This is a genomic window from Vreelandella olivaria (genome assembly GCF_023507745.1).
GTDB classification, from domain to species: domain Bacteria; phylum Pseudomonadota; class Gammaproteobacteria; order Pseudomonadales; family Halomonadaceae; genus Vreelandella; species Vreelandella olivaria_A.
The window spans coordinates 45,367-69,118 of record NZ_JALPZO010000052.1 but is presented as its reverse complement, the minus strand read 5'-3'; the positions used below and the strand labels follow the sequence as shown (position 1 = coordinate 69,118).

Here is a 23,752-nt window from a genome sequence, read left to right as displayed (position 1 = left end):
GCCTGTGATGACCACTCAACCCAGTATGCCCCTGGTAGTTCAGCGTATTCGCGAGCGCAACCGCCAGGCGCTGGAAGCCAAAGTCGCCGCTGAAAACGAAGCCGAGATGCAGAGCACAAAAGTCACCGTAGCTGGCCTGCTAGCCCTGCAGGAACTGGCCGAGACCGCCCAGGGCGATACCCAGCAACCTCAGCACTGCCGCCGCGTGCTGCTCGCTGTTTACAACAGCTACGCCTGGCCACTGAACCTAACCAGCCTGCGGGTGCTGGATGACGACCTACGCCGCGCCGCCCTGGCGGTAATCGAGTGGTCAGCCGTGAGCGATCGTGAGCTGCACGAATACCTGCCGGATGGCCACTACCTAATGCAGCGCTTTGCTGCCATTGAAAAACAAGAGGAGCAGTAACCCATGGCAGATAACGCTGACATCGCCACTGAACTTATGGAACGCCGCATGGAGGCCGCGCTAGCCAAACGACCCATTTGGATTGGCGTAGACATGGCCACCAGCCCCGAGTGTGAAGACTGCGGTCATGAGATCCCCCCGGCCCGCCGCAATGCCGCGCCTTGGGCCACCACCTGCATCGAATGCCAGGGGATTCGTGAACAACGGGGGCGCTATGTTCGCTGAAATCCGAAATTTGCTAATGCTATTTCTTTGGATCTTTGGGGTGATCGTTGCGCAGGGGTTCTGGTCCTCGTTCTTTGCGATCACGCTATTTCCCTATGCCTGGTATTTGGCGGTGGAGCACTTACTGAAATATTGGGGGGTGATATGAGCCAACAAGAAAGATCGCCAATCAAGGGCGGTACCTTGGCACGGCAAGCCGCCATGCTCTGCCAGGACAGCGCCTTTCAGCTCTACCTGGACCGCCGCCGGCGCGCCAAACACCGCATGACCGAGTTCCAATTACCCGACGACACACATAACGAGGAAGACGCCCGCGACTGGCTCTGCGCCGCCTGCCAGATCCAAAGCCGGGCTGAGTTAGATCACAACCCAACCGCGGCGGCCACGTTCCGCCGCATTCGCCACCGCCTCCAGGTGTGGAAGCAGCGCCCAGGGAGAGAACAATGAACACGTACTTTGGCTTGATGGCGGAGTTCAACGGCCGCACCGAGCTACCGCTGGAGGAAGTCGCCCCGCGCTTCTTCCGGTATCAGCCCCCGCACCGCCGCCTTCCGCGCCGGTGCCCAAGCCCTGCCAGTACCGGCTTACCGTGCGGGGGATTCACAGAAAAGCCCGTGGCTGGTCAGCGCAATCGACCTGGCGCAGTACATCGATAAGAAACGGGCCGAGGCGAGGGAACAGTGGAAGCTAGTGAATGATTGAGGGTTGCGCCGGCTGGCCTTTACCTCTGCCCCACCTGCCTGCACCATTTCCTTAACTTCCCTTCATCCACATCGCACTACGGAGCCAGCCATGGACCAAAGCCTTATCCCCGTTTTCCAAGCCAATGATCAGCAGCTGCTTTGCAACGCCCGCGATCTGCATGCCTTCCTGGAAGTGGGACGCGATTTTTCGACATGGATCAAAGATCGTATTAAGAAATACGGCTTCGTCGAAGGTGAGGACTTTTTCACTATCGATATGACGCCCGGCGAAGGTCACAAAACCGTTTCCCAAAGCGAAGAAGCCCTAGAATCAAACAATTACGAAGGCGAGGAAGCTCACCAGAATTGGCGAGCCCTAGAATCAATCACTTACGCTGAGAACTTCGGCCAACAAGGTCGGATTGAGTACCACCTTACGGTTCAGATGGCCAAAGAGCTGGCCATGATCGAAAACAACGCCATGGGTCGTCGCGTGCGTCGCTACTTCATCCAGCGCGAACGCCAGGCAATTGAACTGCTGCAACAGCAGGCGGACAGCGTGCGACCATTAGAAGAAGTACGCGCAGAGATTGGCGATACACCCAAGTTGCGCTACCTATTGATTTTGCAGGAACAAAGTCGCTCATGTGCTCGCCAGTTAGATCAATCGCAGGGGTCACATGAGCGCTTTACTCTTCATTGCCAGCTACGCCAAATTAATAATGTACTGGGTATTCCCACTCAACCACTCATGAAAAACGATGAAGTTGGTAAGCTTTCCTGCACCCCCTCCGCCACAAACAAACTGGAGCACTCACGTGGATAGCATCATTGAAAGAACCCTGGCTACAGCCAGCAAACGCCCCCTCTCAAGCGTTGAAATTGAACGGCTCACTGCCTGTATACGCGCCCTGGAAAGTAACCAGTTGCCGCCAGAGGATGTATTGGTAAGGCGCATAAAGGAGCTGGAAAAACAGCTGACCGACTGCCGTGCCAGAGTGAAAAAGTGCGAGCGCAATGGCTACCCTGACTAAGCATGCCGCCTTTAGGGGCGGTTTCAGCATACTCAAGATAACGGTATAAGGCTAGCGCAACTGCAGCTTTTCCGGCCTCAAGTAGGTATACCGCTTCAGCACATCCCAGCTTTCGTGGAGCGTGAACTGCTGCACCTCCACGATCTCATAGCCTGCTTCAAACAGTCGTGACGTAGCCTCGTGACGCAGATCGTGAAAGCGCAGATCCTCGATGCCTTTGGCGGCCGTCGCAGCCCGAAAGCGAGTGCCTATCGATTTAGCAGCATAGGGGAAAATACGCGGTTCGCTTTTGGCCCTCGGCTGTCGCTGAATGATGGCCATCGCTTCATGGGTGAGCTTGAAGCGTTTATGGTTGCCCCACTTCTGGCGTGGGTGCTTGGCGTCACGCACCCAGCAGGTCATGGCCACTTCATCCAGGTCATCCCAGGTAAGCCGGGTGATCTCCTCCTGGCGGCGTGAAGAGGCAATCGCAAAGTCCATGATGTCTTCCATGGGAATGATCGCGCTCGGCCGGATCTTTTGCGAGCGCTGGAAGTAGGCGCGAAGCTGCTCGATCTCCTCCAACGTCGGCCGCCGATCCCGCGAAGCTGGCCGAGTTATCAGCCCTTTGCTACGCAGCAATAGCTTGGCCGACTCGAACTCGTTCAGGTCCACCGGCATACGCCAGGCAGCGACCGCCGTTTTTAAGATGATGCCCAGCCAGGTGATATCTTGCGCGGTGGTCGAAGGCTTTATGCCACTGCGCCGCCGCATCTGGGCGTGGTCGATGATCTGCTCGCTGCTGAGCTCGGTGATCTTGACGCGGGCAATAGGAAGCGCTGCAGCTGCTCGATGGTGGCTCGCTTGCTACGGCCTGCCCCGTCGGCAAATTCATGCAGGTAGCGCTTGATCGCATCGTGTAAAGTAACGCCTTTCCACTTGGCGGTAAGCACGCCACCAGGCGCGGCCAGCTCCAACTCCCGGCGCTTCGCCCACTCAACAGCCATCGATTTCTTGGGGAATGTTTTCGACTCTGAGTAGTCTGGTTGCCCACGGCGGGCAATGCGAATTTGCACCAGATATGAGAAACTACCGTCCTTCTTACGGCGCTTGCGAATCGTTACCATACTTGCCCCCCCTCGATGTACCAAATTCAAAGCGGCTCAAGTACCAGATATGTACCAACGAACCATGTAAAACGCCGCTTAACCACTGTAAATATGAACAGTTATGAATGATACCACAAACGCTCAAACCCGCATGAAGTCTGGCACCGCCCGCCCAGCGCTGGATAGGACTTTCTCCGTCGCCCCCATGATGGATTGGACTACCCGGGACTATCGTGCGTTCGCACGTACGTTAACCAAACGTGCGCTACTCTATACAGAGATGGTCACCACCGGCGCCATTCTGCATGGCTCACCCCGCGAGCGCTTCCTGGGCTATAACGATGTTGAGCACCCTATCGCCTTGCAGTTAGGTGGCAGCGATGCGGGCGAGCTTGCCGAGTGTGCAGCGATTGCCGAAGCCTGGGGCTATGATGAAGTTAACCTGAATGTGGGCTGCCCAAGCGACCGCGTGCAGAATAATATGATTGGCGCCTGTCTGATGGGCCATCCCAACAAAGTGGCTGATGCAGTACGGGAGATGCAGAATGCAGTGTCGATTCCTGTCACGGTTAAGTGCCGGATTGGCATTGATGATCAGGATGAAGATGTCGACTTAACACGATTTATTGATGTCGTGGCAGATGCAGGCTGCCAAGTGTTTACCGTGCATGCCCGCAAAGCGTGGTTGCAAGGCCTGTCGCCCAAGGAGAATCGCGATATACCGCCGCTTAACTATCCACGCGTCTACCGTTTAAAAGCGACCCACCCAGAACTCCATATTGGTATTAATGGTGGACTTAAAACCCTTACCGAGTGCCAAGCGCAGCTTAAGCATGTAGACAGTGTCATGGTGGGACGTGAAGCCTATCAAAACCCGTGGCTTCTAGCGGGTGTGGATGAGCAGCTGTTCGGTGAGAAAGGGCCTGTCGCCAGCCGGTTAGAAGCCGCAACAGCCTTCCGCCCCTACCTTCAGCAACGGCTGGAAGAGGGGGCTAAATTGAACCATATCACCCGCCATTTGCTGGGGCTGTTTCAGGGTTGCCCAGGCGGGCGCCGGTTTCGCCGCCACTTATCAGAACATGCTCATAAAGAGGGTGCTGGCCTGCGCCTGTATGATGAAGCGCTGAGTTTGGTACGTGAACCATCGACGGATGACCAGGAAACAAAACAGCCCGCCACCTCTTAACGTGACGGGCTGTTGCCTGGGCACTTTAATCCTTTGAGTGGGTGAGGATTTTAGCTGCCCCGTACACCTTTCTCGATTCGCTCACCGATTTCCTGGTCGACATTGCGCCAATATTCGAACGCGCGCTCCAATACCGGCTTAGTGACACCACCGGATAAATGCCCAACCACATTGGACACCAACCGGTCGCGCTGGGCATCATCCATTACCTTACGCACCAAGTCGTTGGCTTGACTCCAGTCGTCGTCATCCTGGCGCAAGGTGTAGGCGGCGCGTACCAACTGTCCATCCGTTGACCAAACCGTATCCTCCGGATAACGTTGCGGATTTGCTGCTGGCCCTCCTTTACTGTTCGGTGCATATACCGGATCAGTAGAGTGGTGAATACGCATGGCACCACCCTGGCTATAACTATGCACAGGGCACTTGGGCGAATTAACCGGAATGTGCTTGTAGTTAACCCCCAAGCGGGCACGGTGTGCGTCCGCATAGGAAATCGAGCGCGCCAACAGCATTTTATCGGGAGAAAGCCCGGTGCCCGGCACCATATTGTTAGGCTCAAACGCCGCCTGCTCAATCTCACTGTGGAAGTCAGTCGGATTTCGGTTCAGGGTCAGTTTACCCACTTCAGTCAAGGGATAGTCATCATGGGGCCACACCTTAGTTAAGTCGAAGGGGTTAATGCGATACGTCTTGGCGTCTTCGAAAGGCATAATCTGCATTTGTAGCGTCCAGGTGGGATAGTCGCCCCGCTTGATCGCTTCGAACAAATCCCGGCGATGATAATCAGCATCGGAACCGGCCATCTGGTCAGCCTGCTCCTGGGTCATGCACTTAATCCCCTGATCAGTCTTAAAGTGATATTTCACCCAAAACCGTTCGCCCTCTGCGTTAACCCACATATAGGTATGGCTGGAATAACCATTCATATGCCGCCAGGTCGCAGGGACACCGCGATCCCCCATCAACCAGGTCACTTGATGTGCAGACTCCGGCACTAATGTCCAGAAATCCCATTGCATATCATGATCGCGCAAGCCGTTATCAGCGCGGCGTTTTTGCGAATGGATAAAGTGTTGAAACTTCATGGGGTCACGAACGAAGAACACGGGGGTATTGTTGCCCACCATGTCAAAATTGCCTTCCTCCGTGTAAAACTTAATCGCAAAACCGCGAGGGTCGCGCCATGTATCAGGGCTGCCACTCTCACCCGCTACGGTTGAAAAACGGATCACCACATCAGTTCTGACGCCCTGCTGAAGAAATTTGGCTTTCGTGTACTTACTTACATCGTGGGTCACTTCAAAATGACCAAAGGCACCGCCACCTTTAGCATGCGGTTGGCGATCAGGAATCATCTCCCGATTAAAAGCCGCCATTTGCTCCATTAAATAGTGGTCATGCATCACAATCGGGCCATCAGGGCCGACAGATAGCGCGTGCTCATCGCTGGATACCGGAATGCCAGCATCCGTAGTGGTATTTTTAGTATTACCGCTCATTACACATCCTCCATGTCACGGTCGACGTGGTACACAGGCACCACTGGAATTAGTAAAGTCGTTTTTAACTCTTTGTTTTTAACTTCAGCTAATGTACTACCCAAATAGGTATAGTCAATGAGCCGGGATAACGCCATCCATGGCGCCAACTCCCAAGCTATGGAATCCATAGCCTTTGCTTATTAGCCGCCTAATACAGTGCATCCGGTAGCGGTGTAAGACTTGACTGAAAGCTCTCAATAGCCGTCTCGGCTTCTTCAATTTCATCAAATCGAGCGATGTGATAAAGCGCTTCACCTTCGTTGGCCAATGGCAGGCGGCTCATTCCGATCACGATACCATCAGCCATTGCACGCACCTCGCCTTCATCGTTACCAAAAGGATCAGCAACTTTGCCCAGTATCTCATCTTTAGACACCCGTGCGCCCAGGCGCACCTTGGGGCGCAAAATGCCATCGATAGGAGCCCGAGCCCAACCGGAACCGTTTGCCAGTTCGGCAGGCGATGGAGCGCGGCGCCGCTGTTCCCCGGTAAGCATTCCCAGTCGCCGCATTACCCGTAAAACCCCTCTCACCCCAGGGGCAATGGCCCACTCATCGAATCTTAGTGCTTCACCCGCCTCATAGGTCAACACGGGGATACCACGGTGCTGCGCATAGTGGCGCAGGCTGCCCTCACGTAGTTCGGCATTAAGTATAACGGGAGCACCAAAGGCATCCGCCATACGCTCTGTTTCACCTCCCACGCCTAACTGTGCTCGAATCTGTGGCAAATTTGTGCGGTGAATGGCGCCAGTATGCAAGTCAATGATATGGGTAGCATGGTCAACGATCTCTTCGCGAAAGAGTGCCGCGATACGTCCCCCAAGCGAGCCCTTGTCACTCCCTGGAAAACAGCGGTTAAGGTCACGTCGATCAGGCAGATAGCGTGTTTGTTGCAAAAAGCCGAAGACATTGACGACAGGAACCGCGATAAGCGTGCCACGTAAGCTATTAATAGCCTTGGAGCGCAACAAGCGGCGAACAATTTCGACACCATTGATCTCATCACCATGGATACCGCCACAAACCAGCATCACAGGCCCCTCTTTGCGCCCATGTACTACTTCAACGGGTATGTGCAGGGGCGTGTGGGTATATAAGCGTGCCACTGGCACATCAATCTGTAAGCGTTGACCGGGCTGTATGGTATACCCAGCTAGTTCAAAGGGTGCTCGCACCATGCGATCCTTCCTATAACATGCGTTAATACGGTGCGCACACGCCGGGTATGCAATCACCTAAAACGTTTTAAAACGGCGTTTTCAAATTAGACTTATACGCTTTTTGGCCGTGAATAACGAGTTTGTTAACTCAAGATATGATCTTAAACAACTATCCATACAGTTTTGAATGTAAAATTGCACCCGATTCAGATAAAATATAACAGCCCGGTGTCGACAGTGAGGTTACGTTTCCATGGCAAGAAAGACCAAGGCAGAAGCCGCAGCAACTCGCGAAGCGCTGCTGGATGCTGCTGAAGAGGTGTTTTTTTCAAAGGGTGTAGCCCGCACATCGCTTGAGCAAATTGCTCGCCACGCCGGTCTCACCCGTGGGGCGGTTTACTGGCACTTCAAAAACAAGGGCGACCTTTTTATGGCGCTGATTGAACGTGTCCGCATGCCCTTCCAATCGCTAATGGAAGAGGTTCACAACAAAGCCGACACAAACATCTCACCTCTGGAAGCCATTCGCCTTGCCTGCTATGCCGGACTTGACCATATAGAGCAGCCCTCTCGCCAGCGCATACTCTCTATTCTGCTGCACCGCTGCGAATTTTTTAGCGACATCAATCCGCTTGAAATGCAGGACGATATAGGCGAAGAATGTTTCGATGAAATGCTTGCCGTCTTCAGGGTTGCCCATGAGCAGCAGCTGCTGCGTGAGGATTTAAGCCCTGAAATTGCCACACGCCTCATGCAATCAGCATTAGGTGGATTATTCCATGACTGGCTGCGGACTCCTGAAGCATTCTCCATTCGAGAGCAGGGCGGGGAAATTATTGATGCGTTGATTTACTTGATGAAACGCTAGTCTCAACACTTCGCTGCATCGCAACAAAACATCTATACTGAGCACACCGCCGGTCTAGGAGCGTGTTATGTATGCACTGGAGTTTATCCGTGTACGTGAACTTGAGATCGCTGTACGTGTTTGGAACCCTAATGCTTCACGCACTCTGGTCACCTGGCATGGTCTTGCTCGCCATGGTGGTGACTTCGCTTCCCTAGCCGATCAATTGGGCCATGAATGGCGCATTATTGCGCCGGACACACCTGGCAGAGGCCTCTCCAGCTGGTCACTTTTTCCTGCTCATGACTATCTTTATAGCCACTACATAACCGTCGCTCTTGCTGTTTTAGACCACTTCGAATTAAAACAGGTCGACTGGCTGGGCACCTCAATGGGTGGGTTACTGGGGATGCTTATTGCCGCAGACCCCCAACATAGCCAGCGCATAGTGCGGCTGATCCTTAACGATGTCGGCCCAGAGCTTAACCAGCAAGGGTTAATCGCACTCTCAAGCTATTTCGGTGTTTCACATCGTTTCAGCAGCTTTTCCGACCTACAGGCAGAGCTAAAGCGCCATTACGCCAGTTTTGATATTAGCAGTGATAAAGAGTGGCGCGACTTAGCACTCAACAGCGCCCGACGCTTGCCTGATGGCAATTGGACCTACCACTTTGACCCTCGCATCGGCGAGCAGTTTATCCACGACACACCCAGGGATACGTGGGCGGACTGGGCCAATATTACCTGTCCCATCATGGTCATTCGCGGGGCGGACTCCACCTTGCTCGATGCTGAAACACTACCACGCATGGCTGAAAAGCAACCGTATCTTAGGACCCTGACAGTACCTGGATGTGGACATGCGCCCATGTTGAATCAGCCTGGCCAGGTAGCGCCTATACGACAGTTTCTTGATGAACCCATAGCCAGGCGGCTACACACCCCCTCGTCAGCTCACGCCACCACTGCCAGGCGGCCTATTGGTCAGTGGTTAATTAAGCAGTGGCGGCGTTTTTTCGGTCAATAGCCTAAAAGTCGTTAGGTTGAGTAGCTGGTTGAATGCTGCTTATGATGTAAACGCAACTTATTCAGGCGAACCCGCGTATCCAGATAGTGCTGCTCTACAACGCTACGGTACGCGCGCTCTTCAGCCAGGTATTTTACAAGAACACGACGTTCCCCTTCCTGAGGGAAGTCGCCCGCTTTACAGTGCAGTTTAATAACACTGTTTGGTTCATCGGCAAGCGTCGCTGTTGCATACTCGTCGTCCTGGCACTCAGCCACTATCACGGTAGCCCCCAATAAACAGCGCCGCTTAAAAGGCTGATAACGGTGCAGCGCCCGCTGCAAAGCGTGGCAAAATCCTGATGCAATAGGCGATGCAGCGGCCAACGATAACCACAGAACCAGGACTCCCACAGGTACCCTTAGCATACCTAACGATAACCAGCGTAATACCAGCAACTCAATAGCTACTGAGATAACACCCGCAACAAGTATCAGCAAACTTAATGCGAACGTTGAGGGTACCCCTGCGAAGCCCAAAGACACCAGCGTGCTGGCCATGTGGTCATCACGCAGGCTATCACGCTCAAATAGCTCAAGAGGTGCTAATCGTATTAACACCAATAACCAATAGAGAGCGGCTAGAGCCAATAAAAGCGTAAAAACAACGGTGGGAAACTGCGTTGCTGCAGATATAAATGATTGCATGGCGTGTCCTCCTCCAGACGAGTAGTCTGGTTATGTCTTCGCTTGAAGTTGTCTTTATTAGTGCAAGCTGAAAACAGTGGTCTCTTTTAACATAGTCCAACTTACGCTTTTATGCGCCTAACGACATTGACCTGTATCACCCAGGTATAAAAAAGCAGGCATCACGTTGCCGTGATGCCCGCTGGCCGGTGAAGGCATTTACTACGGGTTACGCTCAATCAACGCTTGTTCATCCTTATCAGTATCACTATGCCGTTTACGCTGTAGCCAATCGGAGACAGAGGCAATCATGGCGTAAAAACTGGGGGTAAATATGCTTCCCAGCACCGCAACAGATGCCATGCCCATCGCTACCGTTGTACCGATATGGTGACTACTTACATCACTCGCGCCCGACGCCAATGCCAACGGCAAGGTACCAAAGATGAAGGCCAGCGAGGTCATGACGATAGGACGGAAGCGCAACTCAGCTGCGGTAATAGCCGCCTCACGGATCGACTTACCCTGCTCCTTACGTTGCAGCTCAGCGAACTCCACGATCAAAATAGCGTTTTTCGCTGCAAGCCCCACCACCACCAGCATACCAATCTGAACATAGACACTGGTATCCAGCCCTCGTAACGCTATGCCACCAATGCCCCCCAGGAAGGCAAATGGGGTGGAGGTAAGGACCGCAAGAGGTAGCGACCAACTCTCATACTGAGCTGCCAGTATCAGGAAGACCATGAGGATACCAAATACAATGGCCAGCATGGCGGTATTACCCAGGTTCGCTTCCTGGTAAGCCGTACCGGTCCACCCCATGCCCCAGTTAGGTCCAAGCGTCTCCAGAACCACTTCCTCCATAGCCTCAATAGCCTGGGATGAGCTATAGCCTGGTGCGGCCCCACCCTGGAACTGGGCCCCAGTGTAAACACCAAAGCGAGAGACAACAGAGGGGCCAACCTGGCGCTCCAGAGTGACGAACTCAGAGAGTGGGATGCGTTCACCACTGCCACCGCGAACATACACATTGTTAATGTCTTCAGGGGTCTTACGGAACTCATCCTCGTTCTGTAAATAGACCTGGAAGTTGCGGTTCTGGTAGCTAAAGAAGTTAACAAAACCATTACCAAAGGTATTGGAAAGCGCCGAAGAAATATTCTCCAACGCTACTCCATAGCTAAGTGCTTTCTGCTGGTCAATTTCAGCACGGAACGAAGGTACGTTAACGTTGAACGTTGAAAACACCTGGTTCAAGGCCGGATGTTGATTGGCAGCTCCCATAATTTGCAGCGAGGCTTCGTAAAGCTCGCGTGGAGAAGCCCCATCAAATGATTGCAGATAACCGGTGAACCCACCCGTAGTAGAGAGACCCATAATCGGTGGTACGTTAAATGCCATGGCAGAACCACCATCGATACCGGCACCTAGCTGCATAATGCGGCCCACCAGCTCATCGGCGGTCAGCTCCCGCTCTGACCAGGGCAGCATGTTAATAAACATAATGCCACGTGCGGTGTTAACGGCACTTGACAGAATGTCATACCCCGCCACAGCTGAGGAGTACTGCACACCAGGGATCTCTTCAACGGCAGCACTGAGCTTGGCCATGTAGTTTTGGGTACGGTCAAGTGATGCAGCATCTGGCAGCGAAACACTCACCAGAACAATACCCTGGTCAGTTTCAGGCACCAATGTCGAGGGGGTATTGGCATACAGCCAGTAGGACCCCACGCCGGTTGCCACCGTCAGCGCCAGTGCAAGCACCCAGAAGCGTACCAGCTTTTTCACACACCACATATAAACCGCCGTGATACCGGCAAACAGACGATCAAACAGGCGTAGTGGCGTGGTGATCGCACGTTTAAACGCAGATTGCTTCGTTTTATGCAGGTTGTGTTTGATGAAAATGGCCGATAGCGCTGGTGTAAATGTCAGAGCCATCAGAGCCGACAGTGACACCGATATGGCCACAGTAATGGCAAACTGCTGGTAGATTTGCCCGGTAAAACCACCCAGGAAGGCTACTGGCACAAAGACAGCCGCCATAATGAGCGATGTGGCGATAACCGGGCCACCCACTTCTTTCATCGCCCTAATAGTCGCATCACGCACACTGATATCATCATCTTCGCTGAGCACACGCTCAACGTTCTCCACCACCAGAATGGCATCATCCACCACTATTCCTATCGATAGCACCAGGGCAAAAAGTGTCAACAGGTTGATAGAGAAGTCAAACAGATAGAAGCCTGCAAATGTACCAATAACGGACACCGGCACTACCGACATCGCAATAACCGTAAATCGCCAGTTCTGCAGGAAGATGAACAAAATAACGATAACGATCAGGAAGGCTTCAATAAAGGTATACAAAACCGTTTCTACTGAAGCATCGATAAACAGCGTGGTGTCATAGGGTGTTACGTACTCAAGCCCCGGTGGAAAGCGCTCGGACAGCCCTTCCATAGTGGACCGCACTGACTCAGCGGTCGATAGCGCATTAGCGCCCGGCTGCTGGTTAATAATGATAGGCGTCATCGTAGAGCCGTTTAAGCGGGCATCCACGCCATAGAATGAAGCCCCCAGCTCGATACGCGCCACATCCTCCAGCCGCAACGATGAGCCATCAGGATTGGTACGCAGATAGATATTACGGAAATCGTCAGCATCCGATAAGCGTCCGCCAGCCGTAATGGTATACGTGTAAGCGCGCGGATCACTTTGCGGTGTTGCCGCTAAATTACCTGCAGGAATTTCAGTGTTTTGGGCACGAATGGCACTTGCTACCTCACTGGGTGTGAGGTCGTACTGAGCCAGCTTATCCGGGTCCATCCAGATCCGCATGGCAAACTCGCCGCCGCCTAATACCTCAGCATTCCCGACACCAGGCACTTGGCGCAGTTCGTCAAGGATATTGAGCGTGGCATAGTTCTGCATATAAACGTTGTTGTAGTCTCCACTGGGAGACGTCAGAGCAACCAGCATCAGGATCGAATCCGAACGCAGCTCTACGGTTACCCCCTGAGACTGCACAGCCTCAGGTAGCTGCGAGAGGGCTCCTTGAACCCGGTTGTTCACATTGATGGTGTTAATATCGCCATCAGTGCCGATATTGAATGCCACGCTCAAGCTCATAAGGCCATTATCAGCACTGTTCGAGGTCATATAGAGCATGTCCTCAACGCCGTTGATAGCTTCAGCCAGGGGCGCAGCGACGGTTTGTGCCACGGTTTCAGCATCGGCCCCTGGAAACTGGGCCTGCACTGAAACGGTGGGGGGCACAACGCTGGGGTACTGCTCAATAGGCAGTATCCGCATCGCCATAGTGCCTACCAGCGTCAGGATAATCGCCAGTACCGTGGCGAAAATCGGACGACTGATAAAGAAATTGGAGAAATTCATTATTGAGCGCCCTCTTCCCCTTCATCCGCAGGCACATCACCAGCACCTTCGGTCATTGCGGAGGCGGCTTCAGCCTGCTCCTGCTGCTCCTGAGCTTCAGCCTCTTCAACGGTTTCCACCAGTTCTTTGGCGTCGCCATCAAAACGGACAGGGTCAATCACCATCCCAGGCTCAATCCCCGCTGGGTCACCGACGATCACACGTTCGCCCTCTTCCAGACCGCTAGCAATGATTTGCCATGGGCCTGCTACATCGCCTAACTGTACGGTATGCTCGCGCGCTTTATTCTCGTCATCCAATACAAATACGCGTGGCCCCATCAGCCCCTGAGTAACGGCGATCTCTGGCACTGCGATAACGTTGAAGCGTTTTAGGCCGTCAAGACGAACACGCACGAACTGACCTGGCAAGACGGCACCATCGGGGTTGGCAAAGGTGGCAGATGCCTGAACGGTACTGGTACCGGTATCCACACGGGAGCCTAAATAGTCCAACCGACCTTCGAGTTCAGCAGTACTACCTCCGCTGATGCCTGGAACGGTAAGGCGCGCAGTAATATCTGACGTATCGCCACCGTCACTCAGCTGACGGCGCAGCTCAAAAGCATCTCGTTGGGGTAATTGGAAGCGAACCTCCAGCGGATCCAGCGGCGTAATGATGGCAAGCTCTGTTCCAGAATTAACCAGATTGCCCACATTGATCTGGCTTAAGCTGATCATGCCAGAAACCGGGGCGGTCACATTCGAGTAGCCCAGGTCCAGATTGGCACTGGTGAGCGCTGCTTCGGCTTGGGCAACGTTAGCCTGAGCCACACGCTGTTCAGCCAATGACTGATCATACTGTTGACGACTGACCGAGTTTTGGCTCAACAGCTGTTCAAAACGCTGGGCATCACGCTGGGCACGGGCCAACTCAGCACGGGCGCTCTGTAAATCCGCTTCGCGCTGATTGACGGTCGCCTGGTAGAGATCAGGTTCAATGGTATAGAGCCGATCCCCCTGCTCCACCAACTGCCCAGGCTCAAAATGGCGCTCCTCCAGGAAGCCACTCACCCGTGCCACCAGAGTAACTTCACCATCACTACGCAGCATAGAGGGGTAAGACTTATCCAGTGGCAAATCCTGGCGAGCCACTTCTGCCACTTCCACCGCATGGGGCGGAGCCTCCTGCTGCTGCGACTGTTGCTCTTGCGGCTGCTCTTGTCCACATGCGGCTAGCGCCAGTGTAGCTATCAGCGTCACTAGACTCGCTCTACCTGAGTGAATCACTTTCTTCATACGATGAATTCCCATACATTTTTGAATATTGACGGGTAGCAACACAGCGTTCGTGGTAACTCACGCTAACCAATGACTATGCCCCAGGGGTAGGTGGGGCACCGATATCCATCGCCCTCTGATAAGCGTCTGCTTCACCACTTTCAGGGAGCGTAAAATTCACAGTGTCACCGGTTAGCCACGCATTCACTTCCTCAATGGCGGCGACATCCAATAAGCCGGCCTGCTGGCGCAGAGCGAGTAGATTCACCACATAGTCATAGCGCGCTTCTGCATAGTTGGCGATCGCGTTATAGAGGTTTTGCTCGGCGTTCAACACATCAACAATATTACGCGTGCCCACTTCATAACCAGCTCGTGTGGCCTCCAGGGCACTACGATTGGAAACAATCGCCTGCTGCCGTGCTTCCACGGTTTCAACATTATTGCTGACCTGGGTATAGAGCGAACGCACCTGCTGGATGGTGGTACGTCGTTGAGACTCAAAGTCATACTGGCTGCTTTCCAGCAGGAAAGTCCCCTGACGGATGCTCGCGCTTGTGCTTCCACCGGTATAGATGGGTAAACTGGCACTTACACCTACTTGGCTTGACGAATCGTGCCCATTAACCAAGTCACTATCACTTTCGGCATATTGGTAATTAGCAAACGCCTGAACACTGGGTAGGCGGCTAGCACGGGCAATTTCCACCCCCACCCGGGAAAGCTCAATACCAGCTCGCTGCGCCAATACCTGGGGGTTTCGTTCAATAGCCTGCTCTACCCAGTAATCCCGATTGCTCGGCGACGGCAGTGCAATCGGCATATCGCCCAATGCATCAATGGCGGCATAACGACGCCCTGTGAGTTGCTCAAGCAGCTCGAAAGCCACCTGAAGGTTACTTTCAGCAGCAATACGGTCAGCCCGGGACTGGTCGAAACTCGCCCGCGCCTCCTCGACTTCCGTGATTGCGATCAACCCAACCTCAAACTGCTCACGAGCCTGCTCTAACTGGCGGCCAATCGCACGCTCCTGAGCCATTCGTGCATCGAGCACTTCATGAGCACGAAGAATATCGAAGTAGGCGCTCACCACATCTATTAGCAATTGTTGCTCGGTCGCTGCCAACAAATAAACCTGCTGGTCAATTTGACGTTCCGCCTGGTTCACTTCCTGGCGGGTAACGGCATTAAACAGCGCCTGGGTAGCTTCTAACGATAATGATGCGGTGTTATAGCGATCATCGCTTAACCCCACACCCGGTATATCCACTGTATCACTATCATTTGTCCTGACGGTGGATTGGCTCTCATGCTGCCGGTTATGCACCACATTTCCGGAAGCATTTACCTGCGGCAGCAACCCGCCGCGCACCACATCACGCCCTGCTTCAACGCTGGAAAACTCCGCACGGGCAGATGCCAGTGCAGCGTTATTATTCAGTGCATCACGGGTGATGGTCACTAAGTCTGCCGCATGGGCAGGCAATATAAAGGACGATGTCAGCACTGCTAACAACAGGGGGCGAAAAGGGGCATTGACTGCCCAGTGTGCCAGTCGCATGGGATTGCCTCTAGGTGTCAACGTAGGATGGCGCAACAGCGATGCCATTCAGAAGAAAGAGTGGCATTATAGTTACATTCATGTATGTATGCTAGAGTTGAACGTTAACAAAATGTGTGGACATGGACGATGTCAAGCTTGGCCTTATTAACCTAGACCAGGGTCACCCCTCGCGCACGCATGTCCTCGGGTGTAAGCACGCTCAGGGGATAACATAAACCACACAAGCTGCCTTTGCATGCTACCTGGGGTACTTGGAATATATAACCTATTCCCACCCAACAGATGTAACACTACTGTCATTAATTAGCGGGCTATCTGAAATCGCATCTGGGTACCACTCATAACGAATGCTTGTATACACGGCCCAACTGAGGGTCAACGAGAGCAAAGCCTACTCCCACATTGGGAATGTCGTTACGTGAAAAAAACAACTGGCTACTACCGAAATACAGTCAGAGGAAAAATACTCAGTTCAGTACCTGCGCCAGTATAGGGTGAGTTTGCGTATCTCCCACATCCCCTAAGCACCACTGCGTACTCTGCTCATCTGATTGGCTAGAGGACCCTTCTTGCGCATATGTAGAGGTACATCCCCCTCCCGCAAGAACAGTACAACCAAGCAGATTTTCTGCCACATTCTTCAATAACATACTTTTCTCCACAATTTAATGGCATAGCGTCTCTAGATAACTGCGATATGGTGTACTCCTGACCTTCCTCCTATACTATTGCATATTTATTTTTCTGGATTATTTCTTCATTATTTCCATCCAGAAACAATAGTTTCAGATAACAACATGCTTCAGGTAAAAGAAAAGCTATAATAGACTGACCTTTACATAGGAAACCAGGCTCATGGCCACAATCTTAGTCATCGACGATGACATCGACTTATTAGATTTAATGCGAGATTTTTTAACCAGGCATGGTTTTAAAGTTGAAACCGCTTGCTCAGGTAAAACCATGGATCAGAGAATGGAACATACCAAGTTTGACATGTTAATTCTCGACATCATGTTACCAGACGAAGACGGCATCGCTATCTGTAAACGCATACGCGAACACTCGAATATATCCATCATCATGCTCACAGCAATAACAGAACTTCCTGACCGAATCTTAGGGCTAGAGTTAGGTGCAGATGATTATGTAGCAAAGCCTTTTGATCCTAGAGAGTTGTTAGCAAGAATCAGAGCCGTCCTCCGACGGACCTCTCAACGGTCATATACCCACACATCCACACCTCATTTTCATTTCAACAACTGGAAGCTGGAAATAGGTAAACGAGAGCTGAGAAATGAAAATAACACACTCATCCCCATATCTGGCGGAGAATTCGAACTACTTTTAACCTTTGTAAATCATCCTGGAAAAGTACTAAGTAGAAACCAAATACTAGACCTAACAAAAGGAGCAACATATGATGTTTTTGATAGAAGCATTGATGTCCTCATCAGTAGACTTCGTAGAAAAATCGAACCAAATCCAAAATATCCAAAACTGATAAAAACAGTTCGTAACTCTGGATATATATTTACTCCGTTGGTTTATCGAAAATGAGGTGGAACAGTCAATTCCCTGGAAATATCAATGCATGGTTCGTAATACATGTCATCGCTGCAATTCTAATTGCTTTGGTGATGAATTTGGTTTTCATATGGTCAGCAGGCACGCTATCACAGCCTCCTCTTGAAAGAAGCGATCAAATTGTCATGGTAGCAGGCATCACTAAAGTGATTAATCAGCTACCGCCAGATCAACGCCGACAGATTGCCAATAAAATTTCCGAAGAACCTGTAATGGTGAGCTGGTTCCCTGATCGTACAAGCCTGCCGCTTCCACCCACCCCTAACGACTATGATCCTCTCTATTGGGGAAACTTCGCCAATATATTAGGCTATCCAAATATCAAACTACTTCTAATTGATCCGGCTGATTCTGCTTGGCAGCAAGCAGATATTCCTATAGAAAAGCGCTTATATGCACTTGCAATTCGTCTAGAAGATCATTCTTGGCTCATGTTCAATAGCACTGAGCGCCTATGGGGACTAAGTTTTCCATATCGTATTCTTTTGTATATTACTTTTTTTCTGGTATCCACTTTTCTAGTTTCCTGGTTTTTTGGTCTTTCCGTATCCCGCCCCATACGCTTATTTGCACGTGCTGCTGAACAGTTTAGCATAGGGGCAAGAACTCAACCGATTGAGGAGCACGGCCCATCCGAAATCCGTACGGCTCTCTCAATTTTTAATTCTATGCAAACCAGAATTCAGCGTTTAATAGACAGTCGCATAGAGATGTTGACTTCAATATCACATGATTTAAGAACCCCACTAACACGCTTGAAGCTACGCAGTGAGTTCATTACTAACGAAATGCAAAAGAAAAAATTTTCTGCCGATGTTTGTGAACTTCAATCCATGGTAGAGGCATGTTTAGATCACTTCCAACTGGAATCAAAATCAGTTGAAATGACCCCATTTGACCTTAGCGAACTTTTATATACTGTAATTGACAACTTTTCTGACATGGGTCATGACATTAAACATCAACACTATAAAAAAATCACTTACTATGGGCATCCAGATTCTTTAAAAAGAGCTTTAACCAACCTAATAGATAATGCAATAAAATATGGATATGATGCAGAAATAACGTTATCAATAACACAATCACTTATCATCATTGCTGTAATGGATAATGGCCCTGGAGTTCCTTCCTCTCAACTCCTTCGGATTTTCGACCCTTTTTACCGTGGAGAACCATCACGCAACCATAAGACTGGGGGATATGGGCTAGGGCTAGCTGCCAGTCGCTCCATTATCCATATGCATGCAGGGGAGTTGACACTTGAGAACCGACAACCACAAGGACTCATTGCAAAAATCACACTTCCTATACTAAAAAGCTATTCCTCCTAGACTCATAACATAATCACAGTGCTTTGGGCTAACCGGTAAAAGCAAGAGGGCCAGCGGCAGATCCTGAGAGTCTGACACCCACAGCAGTACGGCTATTTAGACACCGGCACAGGTGTTCTCCTGGGGAGCCCCAGAGCACCGCCCAGGTGCTGTATCTATGGCTTAAGTTCAGGCCTTAAAACCAAGTAATTCTATAAAAGCAACTGAAGTGCCAATTTCAGATTATTGCCTCTTTATACGATAGAGGTGCGGGTCGACCCCCCATTTATGCAGCCGCGAAGCCAGTGTCGTCGGTTTTACTCCTAGCTGCTCAGCCGCCCCACCAATTCCCGATACCTTTCCATTGGCAGCAATCAGAGCGGCAATGGCATTATCACGTTGCTGTTGCTGAAATGCCTGTTCAGTTTGGACGCTTTCCTGAGGCGATGGCACATCACTCCATTTTCGGGAGACGCTCCCCCTCATGCGCGAAGTTTCACCCAGCAGCAAATCATCAAAGGTCAAACGACGATCCTGTGTCACAATGACCTGTCGCTCTATCACGTTTTCCAACTCGCGAATATTTCCCGGCCAAGGGTAACGTTGCAGTACCTCCAGTTGCGCGGGGGGAATGCGTACGCCAGGCTTGTTGAACTTCAGGCAAGCCCTGTTCAGAAAATGCCGCGCCAACAATGGCACATCTTCAATCCGTTTGCGCAGTGGAACGGAATCGATCGGGAAGACGTTAAGGCGGAAGTAGAGATCTTCGCGAAAATGCCCTTCCTCAATCATATCCCGCAGGTCGCGGTTAGTAGCAGCAATTACCCGTACATCGACTTCCCGTGTTCGGTTATCACCTACCCGTTCAAACTGCTGGTCTTGCAGTACGCGGAGCAATTTACTTTGTAGCTCTAATGGAATTTCGCCCACCTCATCCAGAAAGAGCGTACCACCATGGGCCAACTCAAAGCGGCCCGGGCGATCCTGTACAGCGCCCGTAAATGCTCCTTTCACATGGCCGAAAAATTCGCTCTCAAACAGGTCACGGGGGATCGCCGCACAGTTAACCCGAATGAGCGGCCGGTCGCTGCGTACACTACCGGCATGAATCGCCCGGGCAATTAACTCTTTACCCGTACCGGACTCACCACTAATCAACACGTTAGCGCTGGTCGGTGCGACCATTTCAATCTGCTGAATAAGCTTGGCCACCGCCGGGCTGTTACCAACAATATTACGGTGATTTAGCTCCGCCTTAATCTCCTCCTGAAGGTACTGGTTCTCAAGCTCTAAACGACGCTTGAGCGACTCCACTTCCTCCAAGGCGTCACGCAGCTGCTGCTCAGCCCGCTTGCGCTCGCTAATATCACGAAACAGCACAACGGCTCCCACCAACCGTCCCATCTCGAAAATCGGCGTGCTGGTGTATTCAACCGGTATCGCCTCGCCGTTTTTATGCCAGAACACTTCGTCATCAACATGATGCACCTGGCCATCACTAAAGGAGGCATGGATGGGACACTGTTGCACTGGAAAATGACTGCCATCCGCGTGGGTATGATGGAACATCAGGTGGGCATCGTGCCCCACCATATTCTCTGTGCTCCACCCTAAAATACGCTCCGCTGCCGGATTGACGAAAGTAGTTTTCCCCTCCGCATCCAGGCCGTAAATCCCCTCTCCGGCGGCACTTAAAATCAACTGGTTCTGCTTTTCGATCCGCTCGAATACCTGCTCAACCCGCTGCCACCCCACCTCACCCTGGCGGTGCTGACGGATTAGCTCGGCCTTTGCGCGGCGCTGCTCAGCCTTATTGCGATCGATCAATGTCAACAGTAGCAGCGACGTACCCTGGATTCGCTGGCCGTATACTTCAACCCGATGTGGCTGGCGCCCCGTATCAAGAAGGATCAGATCATCAGACCAGCCACCAGATTGGGTTAGCACTTCATCAGTAAAACTCACCCATAGTGGCAACGACGCGCTGAGCCGGTGACTGAACGGAGTGTCAGGCGGATTTTCCGGTTCGATAAGTAATAGCTGACATGCCGCCTCATTTGCCTCGACCAACTGGTCTTCTAACGGATCAATGACCACCATGGCGAGCGGAGTCTGACTAGCCATTAGCGTCAAGGCGTGGCCAGAACCATTTAATGCCATTACAGCGTCCTTTTGAGTCACCCAATTTAGAGGATGGTTAACACCATACAAACACTGGGCCAATTACGACATTTCGTCATTTTAACAACGAAATATCGTAATTAACGAAAAATCGTTAACCAATAGATTCATAAATCCTTATCATAAAACAACATTAAATATTTGAAATAAAAGGCATTATCCAACAAAAGAGCATTATGGCACATAAGTGGCTACCTAACTCTGTAGCGCCGCAGGGAATTTTTCGCACCAAGACGGCGCAGCCAACACCCTTTTTTGCTCCTGTGAGGTGAACGTCCATGAAAGAGAACAATGACCATAGCAGTCTTGGTAATCCCTTTGATCATCACCAATCACTGATTCACGGACGAAAATGCAATTGCCATCAGTGCCTCCCGGCGTCCCCATCTACCACTAGACCACCTACTGCCGCCCCCTCCCATCAGTCAACTACCTTGAGCAGCGCAGACGATGTGATGGACAGGGTGGTGGAGAGCACGTTGGTACGCGGCATGTTCGGCCATAGTGACATACACCGCCGCCAGTTTATGAAGCTGGTGGGCGGCGGCACCGCCGCAGCGGCCCTCGCCAGCCTGTTGCCGATGGATGCGATCAAGGCTGCGGTCAAAGAGGATCTGGGGCCACTGGAAAAAACGCAGCTTGATATAGGTTTTATTCCCATTACCTGCGCCACTCCCATTATTATGGCGCATCCCATGGGTTTTTATGAGCGTTACGGCTTGGATGTCAACGTGATTAAAACCGCCGGCTGGGCGCTCATACGCGATAACTCACTGAATGACCGTTACGATGCAGCCCATATGCTTTCGCCGATGCCGCTGGCAATGAGCCTGGGCGTGGGCTCTTCGCAGCGCGCTTTCATCGCACCGGCGATTGAAAACATTAATGGTCAAGCGATTGTTTTGCACAACGACCATCAAGATAAACGTGACCCTCAGCAGTGGAAAGGCTTTACCTTTGGCGTACCCTTTGAATACTCAATGCACAACTTCCTACTGCGTTATTACGTCGCCGAACATGGCCTGGACCCAGACCAGGATATTCAAATCAGGGTGATCCCACCGCCCGAAATGGTGGCCAACCTTCGTGCTGGCAATATCGACGGCTTCCTCTCACCTGACCCCTTTAACCAACGTGCCGTGTTTGAACGCATTGGCTTTATCCATTTGCTCACCAAAGAGATATGGGATGGCCACCCATGCTGCGCCTTTGCCACCAGCACACGCTTTGCGAGAGAGAACCCCAACACTTACGGTGCTCTACTGCGTGCCATCATTGATGCAACCCAGTACTCTTCAGACCCTGCAAATCGTTCTGAAATCTCGGAAGCCATTGCGCCCACCAACTACCTTAACCAGCCGGTTACCGTTATCGAGCAAGTGCTAACAGGTCGTTATGCCGATGGCCTGGGTGGCGTGCAGAACGTACCGGATCGTATCGACTTTGACCCCTTCCCATGGCACTCCATGGCGATATGGATTCTTACCCAGATGAAACGATGGGGCTATATCGAAGGTGACATGGATTACCAGCAAATTGCCCGGGATGTCTTCCTTGCCTCCGATGCCCGTACCGTTATGAACGAGCTTGGTTACGACGCCCCTGAGGAGTCTTCACGCCAATACCAGATTATGGGCAAAACCTTCGATTACAACGATCCCGAGGGCTACATTGCCAGCTTTGATATCCGCAGGAGCTGATCATGGACCGCACCACGATCGAATGGAAATTAAGCTTGAACATGCGTGCCGGGCTGCTGGCCATCGTGTTACTGGCGCTGCTCCTGGGCTTGTGGGAAGGGTTACATAGAACGCCTTTACTTGGCGGCGGCGAGGAGCTCAGCGAGTATGAGATGCTACTGGGGGGAGCTGATGAAACGGCCAGCGTCCCCCCTCCCTCCGCCATCATAGAACGCGCATGGGAGCAGTTATCCAACCCTTTCTATGATGCGGGCCCCAACGATAAAGGGATTGGCATTCAACTGGGTTACTCGCTTTACCGAGTGCTCAGCGGATACTTGATGGCAGCCGCTGTCGCCATTCCCATCGGCTTTCTGATTGGCATGTCGCCATTGGCCTATAAAACCTTGAACCCCTTCATTCAGGTACTGCGACCGATATCACCGCTGGCCTGGATGCCGCTGGCGCTGTTTATCATTCGTGATGCAGAAGCCTCGGCAATCTTTGTCATCTTCATTTGTTCCATCTGGCCCATGCTGCTGAACACAGCCTTTGGCGTAGCGGGGGTGCGTAATGACTGGGTGAATGTGGCCCGCACTCACGAGCTTTCGTCTCTGCAGACCGCCTTTAAGGTCATACTGCCTGCTGCCGCACCGACCATTCTTACCGGCATGCGTATTTCGATAGGTATTGCATGGCTGGTGATCGTCGCCGCTGAAATGCTTGTGGGTGGAACCGGTATTGGCTACTACGTCTGGAACGAATGGAACAATCTTGACCTGACCAGCGTAATTTTCTCCATCCTGATGATCGGCGTGGTGGGCATGCTATTGGATATGACACTTGCCTATGTTGCCCGCCTGGTCACCTACGCCGAATGAAAAGGAGTTTACG

At 52.0% G+C, this 23,752-nt stretch carries 23 protein-coding genes; 13 read left to right on the top strand and 10 right to left on the bottom strand.

What is annotated here, in order from left to right:
* The first annotated feature begins 7 nt into the window (after nt 1-7).
* From HP566_RS04350 to HP566_RS04325, 6 genes are all read left to right on the top strand, one after another.
* Nucleotides 8-406 carry a DUF7673 family protein gene (locus HP566_RS04350; RefSeq protein ID WP_249976036.1) on the top strand — a complete coding sequence of 133 codons (399 nt, stop codon included), beginning with the start codon at nt 8-10 and terminating at the stop codon, nt 404-406.
* Nucleotides 407-409: 3 nt separating this feature from the next.
* Complete coding sequence (locus HP566_RS04345) at nt 410-631, top strand: TraR/DksA family transcriptional regulator (protein ID WP_249976035.1); 222 nt, start codon at nt 410-412, stop codon at nt 629-631.
* A 27-nt stretch (nt 632-658) separates the two neighbouring features.
* On the top strand, nt 659-1,078 hold the full coding sequence (locus HP566_RS04340) for a hypothetical protein (RefSeq protein ID WP_249976034.1): 420 nt from the start codon (nt 659-661) through the stop codon (nt 1,076-1,078).
* An 81-nt stretch (nt 1,079-1,159) separates the two neighbouring features.
* Nucleotides 1,160-1,333, top strand: coding sequence for a pyocin activator PrtN family protein (locus HP566_RS21825; RefSeq protein ID WP_425348172.1), 174 nt, complete (start codon nt 1,160-1,162; stop codon nt 1,331-1,333).
* A 90-nt stretch (nt 1,334-1,423) separates the two neighbouring features.
* Nucleotides 1,424-2,140, top strand: a complete 717-nt coding sequence (locus tag HP566_RS04330; RefSeq protein WP_249976032.1) for an antA/AntB antirepressor family protein — start codon at nt 1,424-1,426, stop codon at nt 2,138-2,140.
* Nucleotides 2,133-2,348, top strand: coding sequence for a hypothetical protein (locus HP566_RS04325; RefSeq protein WP_249976031.1), 216 nt, complete (start codon nt 2,133-2,135; stop codon nt 2,346-2,348). The genes HP566_RS04330 and HP566_RS04325 overlap by 8 nt, the downstream gene beginning before the upstream one ends.
* Before the next feature lie 51 nt (nt 2,349-2,399).
* On the opposite strand, the gene HP566_RS04320 is transcribed toward HP566_RS04325, so the two are convergent.
* Nucleotides 2,400-3,101 carry a tyrosine-type recombinase/integrase gene (locus HP566_RS04320; RefSeq protein WP_249976030.1) on the bottom strand — a complete coding sequence of 234 codons (702 nt, stop codon included), beginning with the start codon at nt 3,099-3,101 and terminating at the stop codon, nt 2,400-2,402.
* A complete protein-coding gene (locus HP566_RS04315) occupies nt 3,080-3,454 on the bottom strand; it encodes a hypothetical protein (protein WP_249976029.1) in 375 nt (124 codons plus the stop codon). The genes HP566_RS04320 and HP566_RS04315 overlap by 22 nt, the downstream gene beginning before the upstream one ends.
* Before the next feature lie 103 nt (nt 3,455-3,557).
* Here HP566_RS04315 and dusA point away from each other — a divergent pair, with 103 nt between their 5' ends.
* Nucleotides 3,558-4,622, top strand: coding sequence for a tRNA dihydrouridine(20/20a) synthase DusA (gene dusA / locus HP566_RS04310; protein ID WP_425348170.1), 1,065 nt, complete (start codon nt 3,558-3,560; stop codon nt 4,620-4,622).
* A 50-nt stretch (nt 4,623-4,672) separates the two neighbouring features.
* Here dusA and HP566_RS04305 read toward each other — a convergent pair whose 3' ends face one another.
* Together HP566_RS04305 and HP566_RS04300 are read right to left on the bottom strand one after the other, a co-directional pair.
* The gene (locus HP566_RS04305) at nt 4,673-6,124 is read right to left on the bottom strand and encodes a catalase (RefSeq protein ID WP_249976028.1); all 1,452 of its coding nucleotides are present in this window, start codon (nt 6,122-6,124) and stop codon (nt 4,673-4,675) included.
* Between the two features lie 190 nt (nt 6,125-6,314).
* A complete protein-coding gene (locus HP566_RS04300) occupies nt 6,315-7,346 on the bottom strand; it encodes a succinylglutamate desuccinylase/aspartoacylase family protein (protein ID WP_249976027.1) in 1,032 nt (343 codons plus the stop codon).
* Nucleotides 7,347-7,581: 235 nt separating this feature from the next.
* Between HP566_RS04300 and HP566_RS04295 the strand changes: the two genes are divergently transcribed.
* Together HP566_RS04295 and HP566_RS04290 are read left to right on the top strand one after the other, a co-directional pair.
* A complete protein-coding gene (locus HP566_RS04295; protein WP_249976026.1) occupies nt 7,582-8,196 on the top strand; it encodes a TetR family transcriptional regulator in 615 nt (204 codons plus the stop codon).
* A 67-nt stretch (nt 8,197-8,263) separates the two neighbouring features.
* Nucleotides 8,264-9,202 (top strand): alpha/beta fold hydrolase, encoded by a 939-nt coding sequence (locus tag HP566_RS04290; protein ID WP_249976025.1) that lies wholly within the window; start codon nt 8,264-8,266, stop codon nt 9,200-9,202.
* A gap of 11 nt (nt 9,203-9,213) precedes the next feature.
* Here HP566_RS04290 and HP566_RS04285 read toward each other — a convergent pair whose 3' ends face one another.
* From HP566_RS04285 to HP566_RS21820, 5 genes are all read right to left on the bottom strand, one after another.
* On the bottom strand, nt 9,214-9,888 hold the full coding sequence (locus tag HP566_RS04285) for a hypothetical protein (RefSeq protein ID WP_249976024.1): 675 nt from the start codon (nt 9,886-9,888) through the stop codon (nt 9,214-9,216).
* Nucleotides 9,889-10,089: 201 nt separating this feature from the next.
* Nucleotides 10,090-13,275, bottom strand: coding sequence for an efflux RND transporter permease subunit (locus HP566_RS04280; protein WP_249976023.1), 3,186 nt, complete (start codon nt 13,273-13,275; stop codon nt 10,090-10,092).
* Nucleotides 13,275-14,552, bottom strand: a complete 1,278-nt coding sequence (locus HP566_RS04275) for an efflux RND transporter periplasmic adaptor subunit (protein WP_249976022.1) — start codon at nt 14,550-14,552, stop codon at nt 13,275-13,277. The genes HP566_RS04280 and HP566_RS04275 overlap by 1 nt, the downstream gene beginning before the upstream one ends.
* A 76-nt stretch (nt 14,553-14,628) precedes the next feature.
* On the bottom strand, nt 14,629-16,095 hold the full coding sequence (locus HP566_RS04270; RefSeq protein ID WP_249976021.1) for a TolC family outer membrane protein: 1,467 nt from the start codon (nt 16,093-16,095) through the stop codon (nt 14,629-14,631).
* Nucleotides 16,096-16,363: 268 nt separating this feature from the next.
* The gene (locus HP566_RS21820) at nt 16,364-16,477 is read right to left on the bottom strand and encodes a MipA/OmpV family protein (RefSeq protein WP_425348171.1); all 114 of its coding nucleotides are present in this window, start codon (nt 16,475-16,477) and stop codon (nt 16,364-16,366) included.
* 476 nt (nt 16,478-16,953) lie between these two features.
* Between HP566_RS21820 and HP566_RS04265 the strand changes: the two genes are divergently transcribed.
* A complete protein-coding gene (locus HP566_RS04265; RefSeq protein ID WP_249976020.1) occupies nt 16,954-17,658 on the top strand; it encodes a response regulator in 705 nt (234 codons plus the stop codon).
* Nucleotides 17,655-19,019, top strand: coding sequence for a sensor histidine kinase (locus HP566_RS04260; protein ID WP_249976019.1), 1,365 nt, complete (start codon nt 17,655-17,657; stop codon nt 19,017-19,019). Before HP566_RS04265 ends, HP566_RS04260 begins: the two co-directional genes overlap by 4 nt.
* Before the next feature lie 222 nt (nt 19,020-19,241).
* On the opposite strand, the gene HP566_RS04255 is transcribed toward HP566_RS04260, so the two are convergent.
* Complete coding sequence (locus HP566_RS04255) at nt 19,242-21,158, bottom strand: sigma 54-interacting transcriptional regulator (protein WP_249976018.1); 1,917 nt, start codon at nt 21,156-21,158, stop codon at nt 19,242-19,244.
* 299 nt (nt 21,159-21,457) lie between these two features.
* On the opposite strand from HP566_RS04255, the gene HP566_RS04250 reads away from it, so the two are divergent.
* Nucleotides 21,458-22,879, top strand: a complete 1,422-nt coding sequence (locus HP566_RS04250) for a CmpA/NrtA family ABC transporter substrate-binding protein (RefSeq protein ID WP_425348169.1) — start codon at nt 21,458-21,460, stop codon at nt 22,877-22,879.
* A gap of 2 nt (nt 22,880-22,881) precedes the next feature.
* Complete coding sequence (ntrB, locus tag HP566_RS04245) at nt 22,882-23,739, top strand: nitrate ABC transporter permease (RefSeq protein ID WP_249976016.1); 858 nt, start codon at nt 22,882-22,884, stop codon at nt 23,737-23,739.
* Nucleotides 23,740-23,752 lie beyond the last annotated feature (13 nt).

What these genes read in the sequence shown, in the direction of transcription:
- HP566_RS04345 (WP_249976035.1), top strand. Translation starts at nt 410, where the DNA reads ATGGCAGATAACGCTGACATCGCCACTGAACTTATGGAACGCCGCATG.
- HP566_RS04295 (WP_249976026.1), top strand. Translation starts at nt 7,582, where the DNA reads ATGGCAAGAAAGACCAAGGCAGAAGCCGCAGCAACTCGCGAAGCGCTG.
- HP566_RS04285 (WP_249976024.1), bottom strand. Translation starts at nt 9,888, where the DNA reads ATGCAATCATTTATATCTGCAGCAACGCAGTTTCCCACCGTTGTTTTT.
- HP566_RS04255 (WP_249976018.1), bottom strand. Translation starts at nt 21,158, where the DNA reads ATGGCATTAAATGGTTCTGGCCACGCCTTGACGCTAATGGCTAGTCAG.
- dusA (WP_425348170.1), top strand. Translation starts at nt 3,558, where the DNA reads ATGAATGATACCACAAACGCTCAAACCCGCATGAAGTCTGGCACCGCC.
- ntrB (WP_249976016.1), top strand. Translation starts at nt 22,882, where the DNA reads ATGGACCGCACCACGATCGAATGGAAATTAAGCTTGAACATGCGTGCC.
- HP566_RS04305 (WP_249976028.1), bottom strand. Translation starts at nt 6,124, where the DNA reads ATGAGCGGTAATACTAAAAATACCACTACGGATGCTGGCATTCCGGTA.
- HP566_RS04330 (WP_249976032.1), top strand. Translation starts at nt 1,424, where the DNA reads ATGGACCAAAGCCTTATCCCCGTTTTCCAAGCCAATGATCAGCAGCTG.
- HP566_RS04280 (WP_249976023.1), bottom strand. Translation starts at nt 13,275, where the DNA reads ATGAATTTCTCCAATTTCTTTATCAGTCGTCCGATTTTCGCCACGGTA.
- HP566_RS04300 (WP_249976027.1), bottom strand. Translation starts at nt 7,346, where the DNA reads ATGGTGCGAGCACCCTTTGAACTAGCTGGGTATACCATACAGCCCGGT.
- HP566_RS04290 (WP_249976025.1), top strand. Translation starts at nt 8,264, where the DNA reads ATGTATGCACTGGAGTTTATCCGTGTACGTGAACTTGAGATCGCTGTA.
- HP566_RS04275 (WP_249976022.1), bottom strand. Translation starts at nt 14,552, where the DNA reads ATGAAGAAAGTGATTCACTCAGGTAGAGCGAGTCTAGTGACGCTGATA.
- HP566_RS04260 (WP_249976019.1), top strand. Translation starts at nt 17,655, where the DNA reads ATGAGGTGGAACAGTCAATTCCCTGGAAATATCAATGCATGGTTCGTA.
- HP566_RS04250 (WP_425348169.1), top strand. Translation starts at nt 21,458, where the DNA reads ATGAAAGAGAACAATGACCATAGCAGTCTTGGTAATCCCTTTGATCAT.
- HP566_RS04270 (WP_249976021.1), bottom strand. Translation starts at nt 16,095, where the DNA reads ATGCGACTGGCACACTGGGCAGTCAATGCCCCTTTTCGCCCCCTGTTG.
- HP566_RS04315 (WP_249976029.1), bottom strand. Translation starts at nt 3,454, where the DNA reads ATGGTAACGATTCGCAAGCGCCGTAAGAAGGACGGTAGTTTCTCATAT.
- HP566_RS04350 (WP_249976036.1), top strand. Translation starts at nt 8, where the DNA reads ATGACCACTCAACCCAGTATGCCCCTGGTAGTTCAGCGTATTCGCGAG.
- HP566_RS04320 (WP_249976030.1), bottom strand. Translation starts at nt 3,101, where the DNA reads ATGCGGCGGCGCAGTGGCATAAAGCCTTCGACCACCGCGCAAGATATC.
- HP566_RS04265 (WP_249976020.1), top strand. Translation starts at nt 16,954, where the DNA reads ATGGCCACAATCTTAGTCATCGACGATGACATCGACTTATTAGATTTA.